At 67.3% G+C, this 18862-nt stretch carries 19 protein-coding genes; 8 read left to right on the top strand and 11 right to left on the bottom strand.

The annotated features are described in order from the left end of the window. Positions 1-281: 281 nt before the first annotated feature. A complete protein-coding gene (locus tag LWW89_RS00790) occupies positions 282-1832 on the bottom strand; it encodes a 2-isopropylmalate synthase (RefSeq protein ID WP_293259649.1) in 1551 nt (516 codons plus the stop codon). 287 nt (positions 1833-2119) lie between these two features. Here LWW89_RS00790 and LWW89_RS00785 point away from each other — a divergent pair, with 287 nt between their 5' ends. The 3 genes from LWW89_RS00785 to LWW89_RS00775 all read left to right on the top strand — a co-directional run bounded on the left by LWW89_RS00785 (position 2120) and on the right by LWW89_RS00775 (position 5554). Beyond that, positions 2120-3250: an SDR family oxidoreductase gene (locus tag LWW89_RS00785; protein ID WP_293259646.1), complete on the top strand. Its 1131-nt coding sequence runs from the start codon at positions 2120-2122 to the stop codon at positions 3248-3250. Between the two features lie 196 nt (positions 3251-3446). Continuing rightward, on the top strand, positions 3447-4169 hold the full coding sequence (locus LWW89_RS00780) for a response regulator transcription factor (RefSeq protein ID WP_293259643.1): 723 nt from the start codon (positions 3447-3449) through the stop codon (positions 4167-4169). Continuing rightward, positions 4166-5554 (top strand): sensor histidine kinase, encoded by a 1389-nt coding sequence (locus LWW89_RS00775; protein ID WP_293259640.1) that lies wholly within the window; start codon positions 4166-4168, stop codon positions 5552-5554. Before LWW89_RS00780 ends, LWW89_RS00775 begins: the two co-directional genes overlap by 4 nt. A 117-nt stretch (positions 5555-5671) precedes the next feature. Here the strand turns inward: LWW89_RS00775 and LWW89_RS00770 are convergent, their stop codons facing one another. From LWW89_RS00770 to ilvB, 8 genes are all read right to left on the bottom strand, one after another. After that, positions 5672-6487: a gamma-glutamyl-gamma-aminobutyrate hydrolase family protein gene (locus tag LWW89_RS00770; RefSeq protein WP_293259637.1), complete on the bottom strand. Its 816-nt coding sequence runs from the start codon at positions 6485-6487 to the stop codon at positions 5672-5674. Positions 6488-6496: 9 nt separating this feature from the next. Continuing rightward, positions 6497-7633, bottom strand: a complete 1137-nt coding sequence (locus LWW89_RS00765; RefSeq protein WP_293259634.1) for a YbdK family carboxylate-amine ligase — start codon at positions 7631-7633, stop codon at positions 6497-6499. A 24-nt stretch (positions 7634-7657) separates the two neighbouring features. Continuing rightward, complete coding sequence (locus LWW89_RS00760; RefSeq protein ID WP_293259631.1) at positions 7658-8875, bottom strand: cation:proton antiporter; 1218 nt, start codon at positions 8873-8875, stop codon at positions 7658-7660. Positions 8876-9220: 345 nt separating this feature from the next. Next, positions 9221-9964 carry a CDP-diacylglycerol--serine O-phosphatidyltransferase gene (gene pssA / locus LWW89_RS00755; protein ID WP_293259628.1) on the bottom strand — a complete coding sequence of 248 codons (744 nt, stop codon included), beginning with the start codon at positions 9962-9964 and terminating at the stop codon, positions 9221-9223. Between the two features lie 30 nt (positions 9965-9994). Beyond that, entirely contained in the window at positions 9995-10645 is a 651-nt protein-coding gene (locus LWW89_RS00750) for a phosphatidylserine decarboxylase (RefSeq protein WP_293259625.1), read from the bottom strand. A gap of 97 nt (positions 10646-10742) precedes the next feature. Continuing rightward, positions 10743-11759, bottom strand: a complete 1017-nt coding sequence (gene ilvC, locus LWW89_RS00745; RefSeq protein WP_293259622.1) for a ketol-acid reductoisomerase — start codon at positions 11757-11759, stop codon at positions 10743-10745. A 75-nt stretch (positions 11760-11834) separates the two neighbouring features. Beyond that, complete coding sequence (gene ilvN, locus LWW89_RS00740) at positions 11835-12326, bottom strand: acetolactate synthase small subunit (protein WP_054621967.1); 492 nt, start codon at positions 12324-12326, stop codon at positions 11835-11837. A 10-nt stretch (positions 12327-12336) separates the two neighbouring features. Continuing rightward, positions 12337-14055, bottom strand: a complete 1719-nt coding sequence (gene ilvB, locus LWW89_RS00735; RefSeq protein ID WP_293259613.1) for a biosynthetic-type acetolactate synthase large subunit — start codon at positions 14053-14055, stop codon at positions 12337-12339. Here ilvB and LWW89_RS00730 point away from each other — a divergent pair. The 5 genes from LWW89_RS00730 (at position 13996) to LWW89_RS00710 (ending at position 16576) form a co-directional block, all read left to right on the top strand. Beyond that, the gene (locus tag LWW89_RS00730) at positions 13996-14148 is read left to right on the top strand and encodes a hypothetical protein (RefSeq protein ID WP_293260332.1); all 153 of its coding nucleotides are present in this window, start codon (positions 13996-13998) and stop codon (positions 14146-14148) included. The two genes, ilvB and LWW89_RS00730, sit on opposite strands and share 60 nt — an antisense overlap. A 298-nt stretch (positions 14149-14446) precedes the next feature. Continuing rightward, positions 14447-15025, top strand: a complete 579-nt coding sequence (locus LWW89_RS00725; RefSeq protein ID WP_293260303.1) for an RNA polymerase sigma factor — start codon at positions 14447-14449, stop codon at positions 15023-15025. Continuing rightward, positions 15022-15402 (top strand): DUF3619 family protein, encoded by a 381-nt coding sequence (locus LWW89_RS00720; RefSeq protein ID WP_293259610.1) that lies wholly within the window; start codon positions 15022-15024, stop codon positions 15400-15402. Before LWW89_RS00725 ends, LWW89_RS00720 begins: the two co-directional genes overlap by 4 nt. Further along, entirely contained in the window at positions 15369-16127 is a 759-nt protein-coding gene (locus LWW89_RS00715) for a DUF3106 domain-containing protein (protein ID WP_293259608.1), read from the top strand. The genes LWW89_RS00720 and LWW89_RS00715 overlap by 34 nt, the downstream gene beginning before the upstream one ends. Beyond that, complete coding sequence (locus LWW89_RS00710) at positions 16124-16576, top strand: RDD family protein (protein WP_293259605.1); 453 nt, start codon at positions 16124-16126, stop codon at positions 16574-16576. Before LWW89_RS00715 ends, LWW89_RS00710 begins: the two co-directional genes overlap by 4 nt. Positions 16577-16660: 84 nt before the next feature. Here the strand turns inward: LWW89_RS00710 and lptG are convergent, their stop codons facing one another. Together lptG and lptF are read right to left on the bottom strand one after the other, a co-directional pair. After that, positions 16661-17743: an LPS export ABC transporter permease LptG gene (lptG, locus tag LWW89_RS00705; RefSeq protein ID WP_293259602.1), complete on the bottom strand. Its 1083-nt coding sequence runs from the start codon at positions 17741-17743 to the stop codon at positions 16661-16663. Further along, complete coding sequence (lptF, locus tag LWW89_RS00700; RefSeq protein ID WP_293259599.1) at positions 17740-18819, bottom strand: LPS export ABC transporter permease LptF; 1080 nt, start codon at positions 18817-18819, stop codon at positions 17740-17742. Before lptF ends, lptG begins: the two co-directional genes overlap by 4 nt. Between the last annotated feature and the right edge of the window lie 43 nt (positions 18820-18862).

Below are 18862 nucleotides of genomic sequence, written 5' to 3'. Positions count from 1 at the left end.
CGAAGGCCGCCTCGTCAAACTCGGCGACTGGCGCGGACTTTGGCTTTTTGCCCACCCGGACGTATTAATTTTTTTCAAGTAACTGCCTGCTATGCTGCGGACCGCAGGCGCCGGACCGGCTTCGAGCAAAAGCCGATAAGCACAACCGGAACGACGCCCGGCGCAACTCTGCCGCAACGAAAACGCCGCATCCGAGGATGCGGCGTTTTCGTTTCCGGAACCGACCGGGCAGACAGGCGGAGCAGCACGGACCGGCGCCGGCAAGCGCGGCGTTTTGACGCTTAGATGTCGCCCTGGGGGTTCACCTTGCCAGGACAGGATTCCAGCTTGTTCAGGGCGTTCAGGTAGGCCTTGGCCGAGGCGATGACGATGTCGGTGTCGGCGCCCTGGCCATTGACGATGCGGCCGCCCTTGGACAGGCGCACGGTCACTTCGCCCTGGGCGTCGGTGCCGGTGGTGATGGCGTTCACCGAGTACAGCAGCAGCTCGGAACCGCTCGCGGCGATCTGCTCGATGGCCGAGAAGGCCGCATCCACCGGGCCGCTGCCCGTGGCCTGGGCCTTGCGCTCGGCGCCGCCCACGGACAGGGTCAGGCTGCATTCCGGAGTCTCGCCGGTTTCGGAGCAGACGTGGGAATAGACCAGCTTGTAGTGCTCGCTCTCGGCGGACACCACCTCGTCGGACACCAGGGCTTGCAGGTCTTCGTCGAAAATCTCGTGCTTCTTGTCGGCCAGTTCCTTGAAGCGGGCGAAGGCCGAATTGAGGGCCTCGTCGGAGTCGAAGACGATGCCCAGCTCGGTCAGCCGGGTCTTGAAGGCGTTGCGGCCAGAGTGCTTGCCCAGCACCAGCTTGTTCTGGGTCCAGCCCACGTCCTCGGCGCGCATGATCTCGTAGGTCTCGCGGTGCTTGAGCACGCCGTCCTGGTGGATGCCCGATTCGTGGGCGAAGGCGTTGGCGCCGACGATGGCCTTGTTCGGCTGCACCGGGTAGCCGGTGATCTGGGAGATCAGCTTGGAGGCTGGCACGATCTGGGTGGTGTCGATGCGGGTCTCCACCGGGAAGATGTCGCCCCGGGTACGCACCGCCATCACCACCTCTTCGAGGGAAGCGTTGCCGGCCCGCTCGCCCAGACCGTTGATGGTGCATTCCACCTGACGGGCGCCGGCCTGGACGGCAGCCAGGGAGTTGGCCACGGCCAGACCCAGGTCGTTGTGGCAGTGCACCGACCACACCACCTTGTCCGAGTTGGGCACCCGGGCGATCACCTGGCGCAGGGTCTCGGCGAACTGGCTGGGCAGGTTGTAGCCGACGGTGTCGGGCACGTTGATGGTCTTGGCGCCGGCCTTGATCACCTCTTCGAAGATGCGGCAGAGAAAGTCCAGCTCGGACCGGCCGGCGTCCTCGGCGGAAAACTCCACGTCGTCGGTATGCTGGCGCGCCCAGCCCACCGCCTTGACCGCCTGCTCGACCACCTGGTCCGGGGTCATGCGCAGCTTCTTCTCCATATGGATCGGGCTGGTGGCGATAAAGGTATGGATGCGGCCGCGCTGGGCGGGCTTGATCGCCTCGCCGGCACGGCGGATGTCGTTCTCGTTGGCCCGGGCCAGGGAACAGACGGTGGAATCCTTGATGGCCTCGGCGATGCTGTGGATGGCGTCGAAATCGCCCGGGGAGGCGGCGGCGAAGCCGGCCTCGATCACGTCCACGCGCATGCGCTCCAGCTGGCGGGCCACCCGCAGCTTCTCGTCCTTGGTCATGGAAGCGCCAGGGCTCTGCTCGCCGTCGCGCAAGGTGGTGTCGAAGATCACCAGCCGGTCTTTGTTCGTACTCATGATGCCCAAACTCCGAATGTGAGGATTCGCGGCGCGGCCGCCGGAGGCGCCGGCCCGCTTGTCGTTGTTGTTGCCGCGCCGGACGCGGCGGCGGCCCGATGCGAATAGTACCAAAAGTACCCAAGCCCGCCCCGGGCCGTCGCCGGATGCCGTTTGCATCGCCAATCACCCATGCACCATTTTGGGGCTTGTCATATCCCAGTCAGCGAGACCGGGGAGAATGCTCCGCCTTGATCGTCGGCGTGGTGTATCCACGCTTTTCTTTTTTGCCAATGGCCCAGCCGCACATGACCACCACTCCCCAGTCCGCCCAGCCCGCCACCCTGCTCCTGACCGGCGCCACCGGCTTCCTCGGCGGCGCCATCATGGCGCGGCTGATCGAGGGCGACCAGTGGGACAACACCCTGTTTCTCGTCCGCGCCGCCACTCCCGAGGAAGGCCTCGCCCGGCTCACCGCCGTCCTGCGCCGCTTCGAGGTGCCCGAGCGCCTGCTGTGGCGCTTCTCCCTGTCCCAGGTGATCTGCGGCGACCTGGGCAATGTGGACGACTACATCAACGACGAGCGCCTCGCCAAGGTCACCCACGTGATCAACTGCGCGGCCATCGCCTCCTTCGGCAAGAACCCGCTCATCTGGGCCACCAACGTCGAAGGCACGGAAAATTTCGCCACCCTGCTGCACCGCCGCGCCAAGCTGCAACGCTTCGTGCACGTGGGCACCGCCATGGTCTGCGGCCCCGAGGCCACCACGCCGGTCCACGAAGCGGTGGACCCGGGCCAGGACATCAGCCACCTGGTGGAATACACCGAAAGCAAGATCGAGGCGGAACGCCGCCTGCGCGCCATTCCCGGCCTGCCCCTGGTGGTGGCCCGGCCCTCCATCGTGGTCGGCCACAGCCGCCTGGGCTGCAAGGCCTCCGGCAGCATCTTCTGGGTATTCCGCATGGCCCTGGCCATGGGCTGCTTCACCTGCGACTTCGACGAGAAGATCGACGTGATCCCGGTGGACTACTGCGCCGACGCCCTGCTGCTGCTCGCCCGCAAGCCCGAACTGGCCCACGACCTGTACCACCTGTCCGCCGGTACCGACTGCGCCAGCTCGTTCCGCGAGATCGACGCCGCCATCGCCGAGGCCACCGGCCGGCCGCGCCACGACCACTACCGGCGCCTGCCCTTCGACGCCCTGGCGGCCATGTCGCCCCGCTTCCAGGATTACTTCGGCCCCTGCAACAAGCGCATCATGCTGCGGGCCATCCGCACCTACGGCGACTTCGCCGAGCTGGGCCTGCTGTTCGACGCCAGCCGCCTGCGCGGCGAAGGCATGCCGCCCCCGCCCCGCTTCAACACCTACGCCGGGCTGTGCGCGGCCACCAGCAAGGGCAGCACCATCGCCGAACAGATGACCGTCGATTTCAAATAATTTCAAATACGTAAAAGCTCACGAAAGAGCCCATCAACCCATGGCAGGGCGCCGGGCACGGTGGTAAGTTGACCGGAACGCACCGCCCGGCGCCCGCCGCGCCGGGGCAACCTGTGCGACACTGTTGCCCGTGGGGTCTTTCCCCGCTCGGGCGATTTTCGCCCTCTCACGTTCGCTCACCACGCCCGTTCACGCCATGCGCCTGCTGCTTGTAGAAGACGACTGCCTGTTGGCCGACGGCCTCACCCAGGCCCTCAAATCCGCCGGTTTCGTGGTGGACTGGGTCAAGAACGGCCGGGACGCCGACCGCTGGCTGACCGACCAGGAATACGAACTCGCCATCCTCGACCTGGGCCTGCCCGGGCTGGACGGCACCACCGTGCTGGCGCGCCTGCGCGAACGCCGGCAGCGCACCCCGGTGCTGATCCTGTCGGCCCGGGAAGCCTTGGAAGAACGGGTCAAGATGCTCGACCTGGGCGCCGACGACTACCTGGTCAAGCCGGTGGCCCTGAGCGAACTGGTGGCCCGCATCCGCGCCCTGATCCGCCGCGGCCGCGCCGCGCCCGAGCCGGAACTGCGCCTGGGCCGCCTGCGCCTCGACACCGTGGGCCGCCGCGCCTTCGTGGACGACACCCCCCTGGAACTGACCGCCCGGGAATGGGCCGCCCTGGAATTCCTCGCCAGCCGGGCCGGGCGCATCGTCAGCAAGGAACAGATCATGCAGTCCCTCTACGGCTGGGACGAGGACATCACCCCCAACGCCGTGGAAAAGTTCATCTCCCGTCTGCGCACCAAGCTCGATCCGGAGGGCATCCCCATCCGCACTGTGCGCGGCCTGGGTTACTACCTGGAAAAACCGACCGACGCCGACCACGGCGAAGGCGTCAGCGCCTCCCCGGACGCCGATCTGGCGCCATGAAGCGCCCGGCCAGCCTGCGGGGGCTGCTGCTGCGCTGGCTGCTGCCGGCGACCGTGCTGTTCTCCGGCGCAGCGGCCATCACCGCCTACGGCATCGCCTTCACCAGCGCCTCCCACGCCTACGACCGGGCCCTGCTCGACACGGCCCTGGCCTTGTCCGAGCAGGTCCGGGTCTTCGAGGGTCAGCCCTACGTCACCCTGACCCGCCAGGCCCAGCAGATTCTTCTCACCGACCGCTACGACCGGGTCTTCTACGAGGTGGTGGGCCCGGGGGACGAATTCATCTCCGGCCACCGGGGCCTGCCCCGGCCCGACGAGCCGATCGACGAGGACGACCGCCTCTACTACGACGGCACCTACAGTGGCGAACCGGTGCGCATCGCCGCCCTGTCCATGATCAAGGACGGCATCCCGGTGCTGGTGTTGGTGGCCGAAACGGTAACCAAGCGCGGCAGCCTGGCCCGGGAAATCCTGCTTGGCATGCTGCTGCCGGTGGGGGCATTGATGCTGATGACCCTGGCCTTCGTCTGGTACGGCATCCGCGCCGGCCTGCGCCCCCTGGACGCCCTGCGCGAGGAACTGGCCCAGCGCTCCCACCACGACCTGCGCCCGGTGGAAACCCGGGTGCCGGTGGAATTGCAGCCGGTGATCAACGAAATCAACCAGCTGCTCGCCCGCCTCGACCTGTCGCTAGCGTCCCAGCGCAGCTTCGTCTCGGACGCCGCCCACCAGCTGCGCACCCCCATCGCCGCCTTGCAGGCCCAGGTGGAAGTGGCCCTGGACGACACCAACCCGGAAACCCGGCGGCACCAGCTCGACCAGATCCGCGCCGCCACCGCCCGCCTGTCGCACCTGGCCCACCAGTTGCTCGCCCTGGCCCGGGCCGAGCCCGGCGGTCTGTCCACCAGCGAGCCCCTGTCCCTGCCCGACATCGCCCACCGGTGCGCCGAAATCTGGCTGCCGGCGGCCCTCAAGAAGGGCATCGACCTGGGCTTCGAACTGGAGCCGGTGACCGTGGTCGGCTCGCCCCTGCTCATTCAGGAACTACTCGGCAACCTGGTGGACAACGCCATCCGCTACACCCCCGGCGGCGGCAACGTGACGGTGCGTTGCGGCCCCCAGGACGGCCTGGCCTGCCTGGTGGTCGAGGACAACGGCCCCGGCGTGGCCCCGGCGGACCGGGCGGCGGTGTTCAACCGCTTCCACCGGGTCGCCGGCAGCCCGGGCGACGGTTGCGGCCTGGGCCTGGCCATCGTCCGGGAAATCGCCCGCCAGCATGGCGGCGACGTGATTCTGGACGAAGCCCCCGGGGGCGGCGCCCGCTTCACCGTGCTGCTGCCGGCGGCGCCCGCCGCAAGCAGTGCCCGGGACAAGGCGGCCGCCTGAACCCCGCGCCAGTAGGGCATCTCCAGGCATCCCGCCTGAAGCGCCGCATCCGGCGCGGCTTTCCGGTTTAGCCCCACGGAAAGCGGCGTCCAGCCTGGCGCTGCGGGCACCGCCTCCTCAGCCCTTTCCGTCCTCATCCTCCGGCATGGGCATGCCCGCGGCGGCGAGAAAATCGAGCAGGATCGGCCCGCTGTCGAGCAGGTCCGGGGCGCCCATGTGGAATTCCGGGTGCCACTGGAAGCCGGCCACGTAGCCCGCTCCTTTCCAGCGGATCGCCTCGACGATGCCGTCGTCCGGGCAGCGGGCCTCCGCCACCAGGTCGTTGCCCAAGCGGCGGACCGCCTGGTGGTGGATGCTGTTGACCCGCCCGGCCAGCGTGCCGCCGTAGAGGCCGGCCAGGCGCGAGCCGGGTTCGATGACCAGGTCGTGGGCAAGCCGGTCGTAGAGGGCCGAATCCACGTGGGAGCGGGCGCCCGGATGCTGCAAGCCGATGTCCTGGTAGAGGGTGCCGCCCATGGCCACGTTGATCAGCTGGCAGCCGCGGCAGATGCCCAGCACCGGCTTGCCCTGGATGATGAATTCCCAGAGCAGCTCGATCTCGTACAGGTCGCGCACCCGGTCGCCGGGCCACAGGGGCGAGATCGGGTCCTCGCCGTAGCTCAGGGGGCTGACGTCGGTGCCGCCTTGCAGCACCAGCCCGTCCAGGGCCGCCACCACGGCCTTCACCGAGATGCCCCGGCGCTCCAGCCCGCCGCCGGATTCCAGGGTCGGCACCATCAGGGCGATGGCGCCCCGGGACATGATCCAGTGGGCGATGGACTGCTCCAGGTACTGCAAGGTCTTGCCGGGGAAACCCAGCTCCGCCGGCGGCGTGTGCATCAGCCGCGCCGACAGGCCGATGCGCAACGGACGGTCAGGGGCGATGGGGCTCACCGCGTGTCCTCAACCCCAGCGCAGGCACTGCTGGCGCACCATCTCGGGCTGTTGGCCACATCCATCGAACACCCGGCGCAGCCAGGTGGCGTCGTTCTCGCCGGTTTCGGCCATCTGCCGCACCTCCCGGCAGGCCTGTTCGGCCTTGAGCTCCATGGCGTGGTTTTCCAGGGCCGCCAGGGTGGCCAGGATATCGTCGCGCAGGGTGCGGTGCTCGCCGCTCTTGGGGTCCACGAAGGTCCCTTCCAGGCCGAAGCGGCAGGCCTGGAAGCGGTTGAAGGTGTAGACCAAATAGTCGTCCTCGGCGGGGCGGAAGGGCTTTTCGATCATCAGGTAACGCGCCACGCACTGGATGTAGGCGGCCAACATGGCGGCCCGCTCGATGGACAGGGGCGTGTCCATCACCCGGACTTCGATGGTGCCGTACTCGGGCTTGGGGCGGATGTCCCAGTAGAAATCCTTCATGCTCGTCACCACCCTGGTCCGGGCCATCTTGGCGAAGAAGGCCGAGAACTCTTCCCAGGTCAGCACGAAGGGCGCCCGGCCGCTCAAGGGGAAGGCGAACACCGAGTTGAGCCGTGCCGACTGGAAGCCCGTGTCGTGCCCCTGGACGAAGGGGGACGAGGCCGACAGGGCGATGAAGTGGGGAATGTAGCGGGACAGTCCGTGGAGCAACACCAGGGCTTCGTCCGGCCCCGGACAGCCGATATGGACGTGCTGGCCGAAGACGGTGAACTGCTTGGCCAGGTAGCCATACAGCTCGGAAATCTGGTGGAAACGCGGCGTGTCGAAGATGCGCCGCTCGCTCCAGTGCTGGTAGGCATGGGTGCCGCCGCCGCACAGGCCCACGTTGAGCTTGCGCGCCGCCGCCTGGAGGGCGTCGCGCAGCCCCCCCAACTCGGCCAGGACCTGGCCGTGGCCGGTGCAGATGCCGGTGGCGATCTCGATCATGCTGGCGGTGATCTCGGGCTTGATGTCGCCCTCAACCCCCTGCTGCTTGAGCACCCGCAACAGGTCGCCGGCGCAGGGCGCCAGGTCGTAGTCGTGGGTGTTCACAATCTGCAATTCCAGCTCCACCCCCAAGGTCAGGGGACGGGACTGGGCGAAGTCGCCCAGGGCGGGCACGGCTTCCGGAGTGACGGTCATGGGATTCTCCTTGGCGGCCGCGGCCTAGCGCCGCTCTTCGCCGGCCAGGCGCAGGGACCACTGGGTGGCGATGGGGCCCACCAGCTCCATCACCGCCATGGCGGTGAGCAGGATGGGCGCCAGGTGTGCCCCCAGGTCGGGGTGGCTGACGCGAAAATCCAGGGCCAGGGCCAGGGCCACCGCCGAGAAGGGACTCAGCGCCACTCCTAAGGCCAGGCACTGGCGCAGCCCCAGGCCGCTCGGCCGGGCGAACAGGGCCACACCGATCAGCTTGGCCGCCAGCCGCACCAGGACCACCCCCAGAGCGGTCAGGCCGCCGGCGAAAAAGTCCTGCCAGCGCAGGCTGGCGCCCCCCAGGACGAACAGCAGCAGCACCAGCACGCCCCCGGCGGTGCCGAAGTGGCGGGGCCACAGGCGCGGCCGGGGATCGGCGTTCTTGAGCAGGATGCCGGCCAGCAGCGGCGCCAGCACCGCCGGCAGGCCGAACAGGTGGAGCATGGCGAAGACCAGCAGCAAGAGGCCGAAGAGGATGGCAGCACCGGGCTCCTCGCTCAGGTCCAGGGCCCGGGTCAGGCGGTGCACGGCCCAGGCCAGCAAGGCGGCCATCAGCACCGAGCCGGAAATCAGGTAGAGAGTGGTGAGCAGGGCCCGCGTGCTTTCCTGGGGCGTGTCCAGGGCCCACCAGCCGGACAGGAATTGCATCGCCAGCACCGCGTAGATGGCGTTCAGCGCCGTCAGCACGTAGAGGCGCTCGGTCACCTGGCCCTGGGAGCGGATCTCGGCGGTGACCTGCATCACCACCGCCGGCGAGGTGGACATGGCGATCAGCCCGGCGGCCACCGCCGCCTGGGGCGGCACCCCGAGCCAGACCAGGCCGGCCTGCACCGCCAGGGCGGTCAGCCCGGCCTCGGCCAGGCTGGTGGCGAGCAGCCAAGGGTTGGCCCACAGCCAGCCCAGGCGCACCCGGTTACCCAGTTCGAAGAGCAGGATGCCCAGGGCGATGTCGGTGACGATGCGCTGGGCGGAGCTGTCCAGGGGATTGTCCTCGGCCAGTCCGGAGGTGCCCATCAGGATGCCCACCAGGGCATAGCCGGTGATGCGCGGCAGGCGCAGCCAACGGAAGACGAATTCCCCGGCCAGGCCGGCGAAGACCAGGGTCAGGGCGAACAGGATGACCGGGTCGGGCACTTCGGTCCAGGCCAAGGCATCGGCCAGCAGTGGGGGCAGGAACGCGCCGTTCATGGATTCTCCTCCGTGAGCGGTTGCGGAAGCGAACGCTTCCGGCCCCGGGCGGGGCGGTGTTCAGGCGGAAGCCGGCGGGCAGCAGGGTGCTGCGAAGGTACGGGGATTCGCCCCGCGAAGGAACCCGCCGGCAGGCCGGTGGCAGACGGACGGGCCGCCCGCGCCGGCGGCGGGAAAGGCGGTGGCGGCATGACCACCGTAACTACAGAATACACGCCCGGAGGCGCTTTGCCCGCCGCAGCACACGGGCCGGGAAGGCAGCCAGCAACCGGCCGGGGCCGGGTGGGGATCAGGATGCGCGCCGGGACAGGCCGTTAGCCGGCCCCGGCGCGAGGGTGTTGCGGATCAGCGCCGCAGCAGGCGCCAGGCGGCCAGGACGTAACCCGACAGGGCGTAGACCACGAACAGGCCGAACAGCACCCCCGGCGGATAGCTGGAGACCAGGACGAAACCCAGGGCGATGGCGGCGATGACGATGAACGGCACGCTCTTGCGCAGGTTGATGTCCTTGAAGCTGTAGTAGCGGAAGTTGGAAATCATCGTCAGGCCGGCAAAGGCGGTGACCACCAATGCCACCCAGCGCAGGTCGGCCGCGTCCACGCCGATGTCGATCATCAGCCAGACGAAGCCCGCCACCAGGGCCGCCGCCGCCGGCGAGGGCAGGCCCTGGAAGTAGCGCTTGTCGATCACTTCCAGGGTGGTGTTGAAGCGGGCCAGGCGCAGGGCGGCGCCGACGCAGTAGACGAAGGCGGCGATCCAGCCCCATTTGCCCAGGGGCCGCAGCGCCCACTCGTAGGCCACCAGGGCCGGGGCGACGCCGAACGAGACCATGTCCGAGAGGGAGTCGTACTCGGCGCCGAAAGCGCTCTGGGTACGGGTCAGGCGTGCCACCCGGCCATCCAGGCCGTCGAGCACCATGGCGATGAAGATGGCCATGGAGGCCTGCTCGAACTGGCCGTTCATGGCCTGGACGATGGCGTAGAAGCCGGCGAACAGCGCGGCGGTGGTGAAGAGGTTGGGAAGGACGTAAATGCCGCGGCGCTTCAGTTCAGGGTTGAACAGCGTCTTGCGCGGTTTGATTTCAGGCATGGATCTTATTCGGCGGCGGCGACCGGACGGTCAGGCCAGCTCTGCAAGAACGGTGGTGGAAGCATACACTTTTTCGCCGATGACCGCCTTCACCCGGGCATCCAGGGGCAGGTACACGTCCACCCGGGAGCCGAAGCGGATGAAGCCGTAGCGCTCCCCGCGGACCAGGGCCTTGCCGCTGTCCACGTAGTTGAGGATGCGCCGGGCCACCAGGCCGGCCACCTGCACGCAGGTCACGTCCTGGCCGGTCTTGGTGCGGATGTGCAGGGCACAGCGTTCGTTTTCCACCGAGGCCTTGTCCAGCGCGGCATTGACGAAGGCGCCCGGGTTGTACCACTTGCGCTGCACGTCGCCATCCACCGGGCTGCGGTTGGAATGGACGTTGAAGACGTTCATGAACACGGAAACCTTGAGGGCCTCCCGGTTCAGGTAGGGGTCCTGGACCCGTTCCACCGCCACGATGCGGCCGTCGGCCGGCGCCACCACGGTCTTGCTGTTGTCGCCGCCGGCGATGACGCGGGCGGGATCGCGGAAGAACTGGAGGACGAAGAGCGACAGGATCCACAGCGGGATCGCCCAGGCAAACCCGGCGTAGGCCGTGGCCACCGCGGAGATGACGACGATGCCGGCAAGGAAGGGCCAGCCTTCGCGGGCGATGATGGGGTGGGGGTAGTTGTTCATTGCAATATCCACAAAAACGAATTGGGCGGGTCGCTGCCGACGCCGCCCAAGGCAAGGGCGCCGCCGGGGATGTCCCTGGCGGCGCGATGCCCATCGATCAGTTCTTGGACTGGTCGACGAGCTTGTTCTTCTTGATCCAGGGCATCATGTCGCGCAGCTTTTCGCCGACCTGCTCGATGGGATGCTCGGCGGTCAGGCGGCGGCGGGCGGTCATGCTCGGGTAGCCGGTCTTGCCTTCCAGGATGAACATCTTGGCATATTCGCCAGTCTGGATGCGCTTGAGGGCTTCGCGCATGGCGTAGCGGGACTCTTCGTTGATGACCTCGGGGCCGGTCACGTACTCGCCATACTCCGCGTTGTTGGAGATGGAGTAGTTCATGTTGGCGATACCGCCTTCGTACATCAGGTCCACGATCAGCTTCAGCTCGTGCAGGCACTCGAAGTAGGCCATTTCGGGAGCGTAGCCGGCCTCGGTCAGGGTCTCGAAGCCCATCTTGACCAGTTCCACGGCGCCGCCACAGAGCACGGCCTGCTCACCGAACAGGTCGGTTTCGGTTTCTTCGCGGAAGTTGGTCTCGATCACGCCACCCTTGGTGCCGCCGTTGGCAGCGGCGTAGGACAGGGCGATGTCCTTGGCCTTCTTGGAGACGTCCTGGTAGACGGCGATCAGGGACGGCACGCCGCCGCCCTTGAGGTACTCGGAGCGCACGGTGTGGCCCGGGCCCTTGGGGGCGATCATGATCACGTCCAGGTCGGCGCGGGGCACAACCTGGTTGTAGTGCACGTTGAAGCCGTGGGCGAAGGCCAGGGCGGCGCCCTTCTTGATGTTCGGCTCGACTTCGCCGTAATACACGGCGGGGATGTTCTCGTCCGGCAGGAGGATCATGACCACGTCGGCGCCCTTGACGGCCTTGGCGATCTCTTCGACCTTGAGGCCGGCCTTCTCGGCCTTGGCCCAGGAGGCGCCGCCCTTGCGCAGGCCGACAGTGACCTTGACGCCAGAATCCTTCAGGTTCTGGGCGTGGGCGTGGCCCTGGGAACCGTAACCCACGATGGTGACCTTCTTGCCCTTGATCAGGGAAAGGTCGGCGTCCTTGTCGTAATAGACTTTCATATCAACCCCTTGGCGAGATGAAGGCCAGCCTTGCGGCTGGCGGGAGATTAGCTGGAAAAAACAGAAACAGCGAAATCAGACCTTCAGAATCCGGTCGCCGCGGCCGATGCCGCAGACGCCGGTGCGTACCGTCTCGAGAATGAGGCCGTGGTCGAGGGCCTCGATGAAGGCGTCGAGCTTGGAGCTCGCCCCCGTCAGTTCGATGACGTAGGTGGATTCGGTGACGTCGATGATACGGCCGCGGAAAATGTCCGCCATCCGCTTCATTTCCTCGCGGTCCTTGCCGGTGGCCCGGACCTTGATGAGCATCAGCTCGCGCTCGATATGCGCGGCCTCGGACAGATCCACCACTTTCACCACGTCCACCAGCTTGTTGAGCTGCTTGGTGATCTGTTCGAGCACGTCGTCCGAACCGGACGTGACGATGGTCATGCGCGACAGGGACGGATCTTCCGTCGGCGCCACCGTCAGGGATTCGATGTTGTAGGCCCGGGCGGAGAACAGCCCGGCCACCCGGGACAGGGCCCCGGCTTCGTTTTCCAGCAGGATGGAAATGATGTGTCGCATGGGGTTCCCCTTACAGGTCCTCGGCCAGGATCATTTCCGACAGGCCCTTGCCCGCGGCGATCATGGGGAACACGTTGGCGGTCTGGTCGGTAAGCACGTCGAGGAAGACGAAGTCGTTCTTGTGCTTGTCGGAGAAAGCCAGCTCCATGGCCGGCATCAGGTCTTCCGGCCGCTCGACGCGCAGGCCGACGTGGCCGTAGGCCTCGGCCAGCTTGACGAAGTCGGGCAGGGAATCCATGTAGGACTCGGAATAGCGGCTGCCGTGGAACATCTCCTGCCACTGGCGAACCATGCCCAGGTAGCGGTTGTTGAGGTTCACCACCTTGATCGGCAGGCGGAACTGCTTGCAGGTGGACAGCTCCTGGATGTTCATTTGAATCGACGCTTCGCCGGTGACGCAGGCCACCGTGGCGCCCGGGTGGGCGAAGGAAACGCCCATGGCGTAGGGCAGGCCCACACCCATGGTGCCCAGGCCGCCGGAGTTGATCCAGCGCCGCGGCTTGTCGAACTTGTAGTACTGGGCCGCCCACATCTGGTGCTGGCCCACGTCGGAGGTGACGAAAGCGTCGCCGCCGGTGACCTGGTGCAGGGCCTGGATCACCGACTGGGGCATGATCGCCGGGCCGTTGGCCTTGTAGCTCATGCAATCCCGGGCGCGCCACTCGGCGATGGTCTTCCACCACTCGGCCACGGCGGGATCGGCCTTGGCCCCGGCCTTGTCCTGCTCGTCGAGGATCTTGACCAGTTCGTCGAGCACGTCCGGCACGTTGCCGACGATGGGCACGTCCACCTTGACCCGCTTGGAGATCGACGAGGGGTCGATGTCGATGTGCACGATCTTGCGCGGCACCTGGGAGAAATGGCCCGGATTGCCGATCACCCGGTCGTCGAAGCGGGCGCCCACGGCGAGCAGCACGTCGCAGTGCTGCATGGCCATGTTGGCCTCGTAGGTGCCGTGCATGCCGAGCATGCCCAGGTTCTGGGCGTCGGAGGCCGGGAAGGAGCCCAGCCCCATCAGGGTCTGGGTCACCGGGAAACCGAGGCGCTTGGCCAGGGCAGTGAGCTTGGTCGCGGCGTCGGACAGGATCACCCCGCCGCCCACGTAGATCATCGGCCGCTTGGCTTCGAGCAGCAGCTGGGCGGCCTTGCGAATCTGGCCCAGGTGCCCCTTGACGATGGGGTTGTAGGAGCGCATCTGCACCGTCTTCGGGTATTCGAAGTCGGCGCTCTGGGCGGAGATGTCCTTGGGAATGTCCACCAGCACCGGGCCGGGTCGGCCGGTGCGGGCCAGATAGAAGGCCTTCTTGATGGTGTCGGCGATGTCGCGCACGTCCTTCACCAGGAAGTTGTGCTTGACGCAGGGCCGGGTGATACCGACGGTGTCCACTTCCTGGAAGGCGTCCAGGCCGATGGCGGCGGTAGGCACCTGGCCGGAAATGATCACCAGGGGAATCGAATCCATGTAGGCGGTGGCGATGCCGGTCACCGCGTTGGTCGCGCCGGGGCCCGAGGTCACCAGGGCCACGCCGACCTTCTGGGAACAGCGGGAATAGGCATCGGCGGCATGGACCGCCGCCTGTTCGTGACGCACCAGGATGTGCTTGACCTGATCCTGCTGAAAGAGTGCGTCGTAGAGGTGGAGCACCGCGCCGCCAGGGTAGCCGAACACATGCTCGACCTTTTCTTCCTGGAGGCACCTGATTACAATTTCCGCGCCGGTGATGTGCATTGCAGTGGCCCTGAGTGCCTGTTGCCTGTGTTTTGTTCGCCGCGCGCCGCCGGGAGCGTCATCCGCACCCACGCCGCGCACGGCCTGGCCTGAAGCCGGAAAGCGCCTAGGGGCGCAGGTTTTCCGGCCGCCGCCCGGATCGCCGCCGCGCCAATGCGCGACGCGTTCCGAAGCGTCAGGAACGGGCCTCCGGCGCACGGCTGGCAAGCCCGGTCCGCGCAGATTCCCGCTTCGCCCGCATCCGGCGCAAATGCGCTCGGCAAGGGCGGAAAAGTCCGCTAAATTACTGACTCCCCCGCGATTGGTCAAGGCTTACGGGGGGCCGAAAAACACTGCCCGGCAGCCGCCGGATGCCCCCTTCGCCGCCCCCGCCCCACCCCCACCGCCCGCAATCCCGAGGTACATTCTGGCCACCCCACAGGAACTGTCCGACTTTCTCGCATCGGTGGAGCGGCGCGCCTTCAAGCAGGCCATCTTCGCCACGCAGAACGAGGAGACCTCCCTCGACCTCGTCCAGGACGCCATGCTCAAGCTGGCCGAAAGCTATGGCGACCGCCCCGCCGAAGAGCTGCCCATGCTCTTCCAGCGCATCCTGCAGAACGCCATCCGCGACTATTTTCGCCGCAGCAAGGTGCGCAGCACCTGGACCACCCTCCTTTCCTCCCTTGCCCCGGACGACGACGAAACCGCCGACCCCCTGGAAATCATCGGCGGCAATGACGGCGCCAGCAACCTGGAGACCCCGGAAACCCGCTTCACGCAAGGACAGATCATCGCCATCATCGAAAGCGAACTCGCCAAGCTGCCGCCACGTCAACGGGAAGCCTTCCTCATGCGTTACTGGGAAGAGTTGGATGTTGCCGAAACCGCTGCCGCCATGGGCTGCTCCGAAGGAAGCGTGAAAACCCACTGTTCCCGTGCCACCCACACCCTGGCGGCGGCACTCAAGGCCAAAGGAATTTCCCTATGAACGAAACGCAATTCGCCCGCAGCGTCGCCCTGACGCTGGACGCCGGGCTGCGTCAGCTCGATTCGAGCACCTCGGCCCGCCTGAGCGCCGCCCGCCACCAAGCCCTGGCCCGCCAGAAGCGGGTCACCGTCCGTGTAGGCCGCTTTGCTGGTCTGGCCGGCGTATTCCACGACAGCCGGGCCCACCTCACCCCCTGGCTGGCGGCGGTGGTGCTTCTGCTCGTCCTGGCCACCGGCTTCTACTGGCAGGCGCAGAATTCCCTGAGCGACCTGGAAGACGTGGATAGCGCCCTGCTGTCCGCCGACCTGCCCGTGAACGCCTACCTCGACAAAGGCTTCGACGCATGGCTCCACGGCAGCAGCGCAAGCGAGCAGTAATCGTCGGCGCCTGTATCGCCGCCGGCGTGGCCGGCTTGGCGGTATGGGGCAGCCGCCACCGGGAAGCACCGGCCCCGATGCCGGTTTCCGGCGTGCCCACGGTGGTCAATGCCTCCCCGGCGGCGCGCGTCGTCACGCCCAGCCAGCCCGACTGGGCCCACCTGAGCGCCGCGCAGCACCGCATCCTGGCCCCCCTCGCCAACGAGTGGGACAAGATGGACAACGTGCGGCGCAAGAAATGGCTGGGCATCGCCGAGCGCTACAGCCGCCTGCCGGCCGAAGAACAGGAGCGCATCCAGGCCCGCATGCGCGCCTGGGTTGAACTGACGCCCCAGGAGCGGCGCGACGCCCGCAGCAAGTTCGCCACCCTGAGCCGCCTGCCGCCGGAAAAGCGGGAAGCGATGCTGCAAAAATGGCAGGAATACGAAAACCTGCCCGAAGAGGAACGGGAGCGCCTGACCCAGGCCGCCAAGGCCAAGCAGGCCAACGCCGCCAAGAGCAATTCCGCCCTGCCGCGGCGCCCCGGCAGCCCGGGGGCAACCACGCCGCCGCGTATTGCCGTCCCCGCCCCCGCGGCCGGGACCAGCACGGCAGCGGCAACGCCCCCCGCCGTCCCCGCTAATCCCGAAGCGCCAGCACAACAGCAACCCGCCCCCAACTCCCCCGCGGCCCAGGAAGGTTCGATAAAATCCTTGTGGAACCAACTTTCCCCGCCCACCCCTTGACCGCCCCCGACCGCCCCGCCCCCACCTCTGCACCCCGTCATCCAGCAGCCCCCCTCTCCCGCCGGCTGCTGGCCATGGTCTACGAAAGCCTGCTGCTGGCAGGCGTCGTCGCCGTCGGCTTCCTTACCCCCCACCTGCTGATCGGCGCCCTGCTGCACCGGCTGGCCAGCCCAGGCATCCTCTGGACCCATCTGTTCCTGCTGCTGGCCCTCTACTTCCTGTGGTTCTGGCTGCACGGCGGCCAGACCCTGGCCATGAAGACCTGGCGCCTGCGCCTGGAGGACGCCCGGGGCCGCCCGGTGACCCCGTTCCAGGGCATGATCCGCTACCTGGTCGCCTGGCCCAGCGCCCTGCTTGGCGTCGGCCTGCTCTGGAGCCTGTTCGACCGGGACCGGCAATTCCTCCACGATCGCCTGGCCGGCACCCGGATCGTTGCCCTGCCGCGCTAAATCCAAGAAACCGCAAGACACTGCCCATGAAAAAAGCGCCCATTAGGGCGCTTTTTTCATGGATTCAACCTTGGCGAAGCGCAACTAGCGCCGCTCCACCCACCACAACATGGCGCCGGCGGCGAACATGAACAGGATCGTCGGCGCGAAGGCGCTGGCCAGGGGCGGCCAGCTGTTGATCACCCCCAGGCTGGAGAACAGCCCGTTGAGCATGTGGAAGAACACGCCGAGCATGACGCCACCGAAGAGCTTGAGCGCCACACCGCTGACCCGGCTGTGGGTGTAGCCGAAGGGCAGCGCCAGGGCGACCATCACCAGCGAGGCGAAGGGGTAGGCCAGCTTCTTCCACAGCGCGATCTCGTAGGCATCGGTGCGCAGCTTGTTTTCTGCCTGATGGCGGATGTAGGTCACCAGGCTGAGCACCGACATGCGGTCCGGGTCCACCAGCAGGACGGTGAGGATTTCCGGCGAGAGGGCCGAGCGCCAGAACAGCTCGGGACGCTTGTCCACCGTTGCTCGCTCGCCCTCGAAACGGGTGCTGACGACCTGGTCGAGGCGCCAGTTGCCGTCCGGATTGCCACCGTCCAGGTAGGTACCGGTCTCGGCATCGCTCACCGCCACCAGGCGCAATTCGGGGTCGAACTGATAGATGCGCACGCCGCGCAGCTCGCCATCCGGCATCACCTGCTTGACGTTCACGAAATTGGGACCGTCCTTGACCCACAGGCCGGAACTGAAATCCTGGGCCACCACGCCGCTGATCGCCTTGACCCGCAGGGTCTTGGCCGCCTGTTCCGAGGCGGGGGCGACGACTTCGCCGATGAGGAAGGCCGCCAGGGCGAACCAGGCCGCCGCACGGAACAGCACCACCAGCAGGCGCCAGGTGGACAGGCCCGAGGCCCGCAGCACGGTGATCTCGGAATGGCGCGCCAGGGTGGACAGGGCGTAGAGGGTGCCGATCAGCACCGCCACCGGCATCAGTTCATAGATGCGCCCCGGCAGGATCAACAGGGTGTAGAGCACCGCCTGGGTCAGCCGGTAGCTGCCCTTGCCCACGTCACGCAGCTCGCCGAGCAGGTCGAAGAAGCCGAACAGGGCGATGAACCCGGCCAGGATCAGGAGGCTGGCCGCGACCACCTCGCGCTGGATGTGACGACGGTGGATCATGACCGGAAGCGCAGCAAGGGTTTGACCGCGATGCGGCGGTAGAACAGAACCGGAATGAACAGGGCCATGCCGCCGTGGAGCGCCAGCAGCGCCGGGAACAGACCGATCTTGCCCTGCCCCACCCAGGCCTGAACGATGGAGTTCAGGTTGAGATAGATGGCGAAGGTGAGCAGCGCCAGGAGCATGTTGGCCGAGCGCCCGGCCCGGGGATTGACGTAGCCCAGAGGCACGGCCAGGAACGCCAGCACCAGCATCGACAGGGGCTGGGACAGGCGCCAGAACAGCTCGGCATCGTTGTCCTTGCCGCGCTGGCGCACCAGATCGGTGATGAAGGCCCGCGACGGGGTCTGCTCCACCCCCCGGGACTCGCGAGTCTCGATGCGCACCGCGTAGCGCTGGAAGTCCAGCACCCGGGCGTCGGCGGCGCCGGGCTCCACGTCGTAGCGCCGGCCGTTCTCCAGGACCACGAAGCGGTCGCCGTTGGGGGCGTATTCCTGATGCCCCTGGCGAGCCACCATCACCCCCTGGCGGCCGTGCTGCAAGGAGGCGACAAATACCTGGCCGATGTTCGCCTCGTTCTCGCCCAGGGATTCGACGAAGACCACCGTGCTGCCGGAACGGATTTCATGGAAGGCGCCGGGCGAGACCTGCTCCGCCTCCTGACGGTCGGACACCTTCTGCCGGTAGTCGGCGCTCTGGGTCAAGGACCAGGGGGTGAGGAAGAGGGCGGTGATCGCCACCAGCACCACCAGGGGAAAGATGAACAAGGCCACCGGCCGAATCCAGCCGGCCAAGGAATGACCGGAGGAAAACCACACCACCATCTCGGAATCGCGATAACTACGCGAAACCGCCATCAAGATGGCGATGAAGACCGTCAGCGACAGGAGGACATGCAGATAGGACAGGGCGCCGAAGCCCATCAGCGCCGCCACTGCGGAAGGCGCAATCTTGCCTCCCGCCGCCTGGCCGAGCAGGCGGATCAACTGGGTGGTGATGAGAATCGCGAACAGCGCCACGAAAATGGCTGCCGCGTTCTGACCGAACTCACGCCGGGCGGCGCGCGCGAACACCATGCTTTGACTTTTGCGGAAAAAGGTGGCGATAATGAAATTTTCG

The organism is Oryzomicrobium sp. (assembly GCF_021287045.1).
Classification (GTDB): domain Bacteria; phylum Pseudomonadota; class Gammaproteobacteria; order Burkholderiales; family Rhodocyclaceae; genus Oryzomicrobium.
Note: the sequence above shows the minus strand (reverse complement) of the source record. Positions and strands in the feature narration are given on the sequence as shown.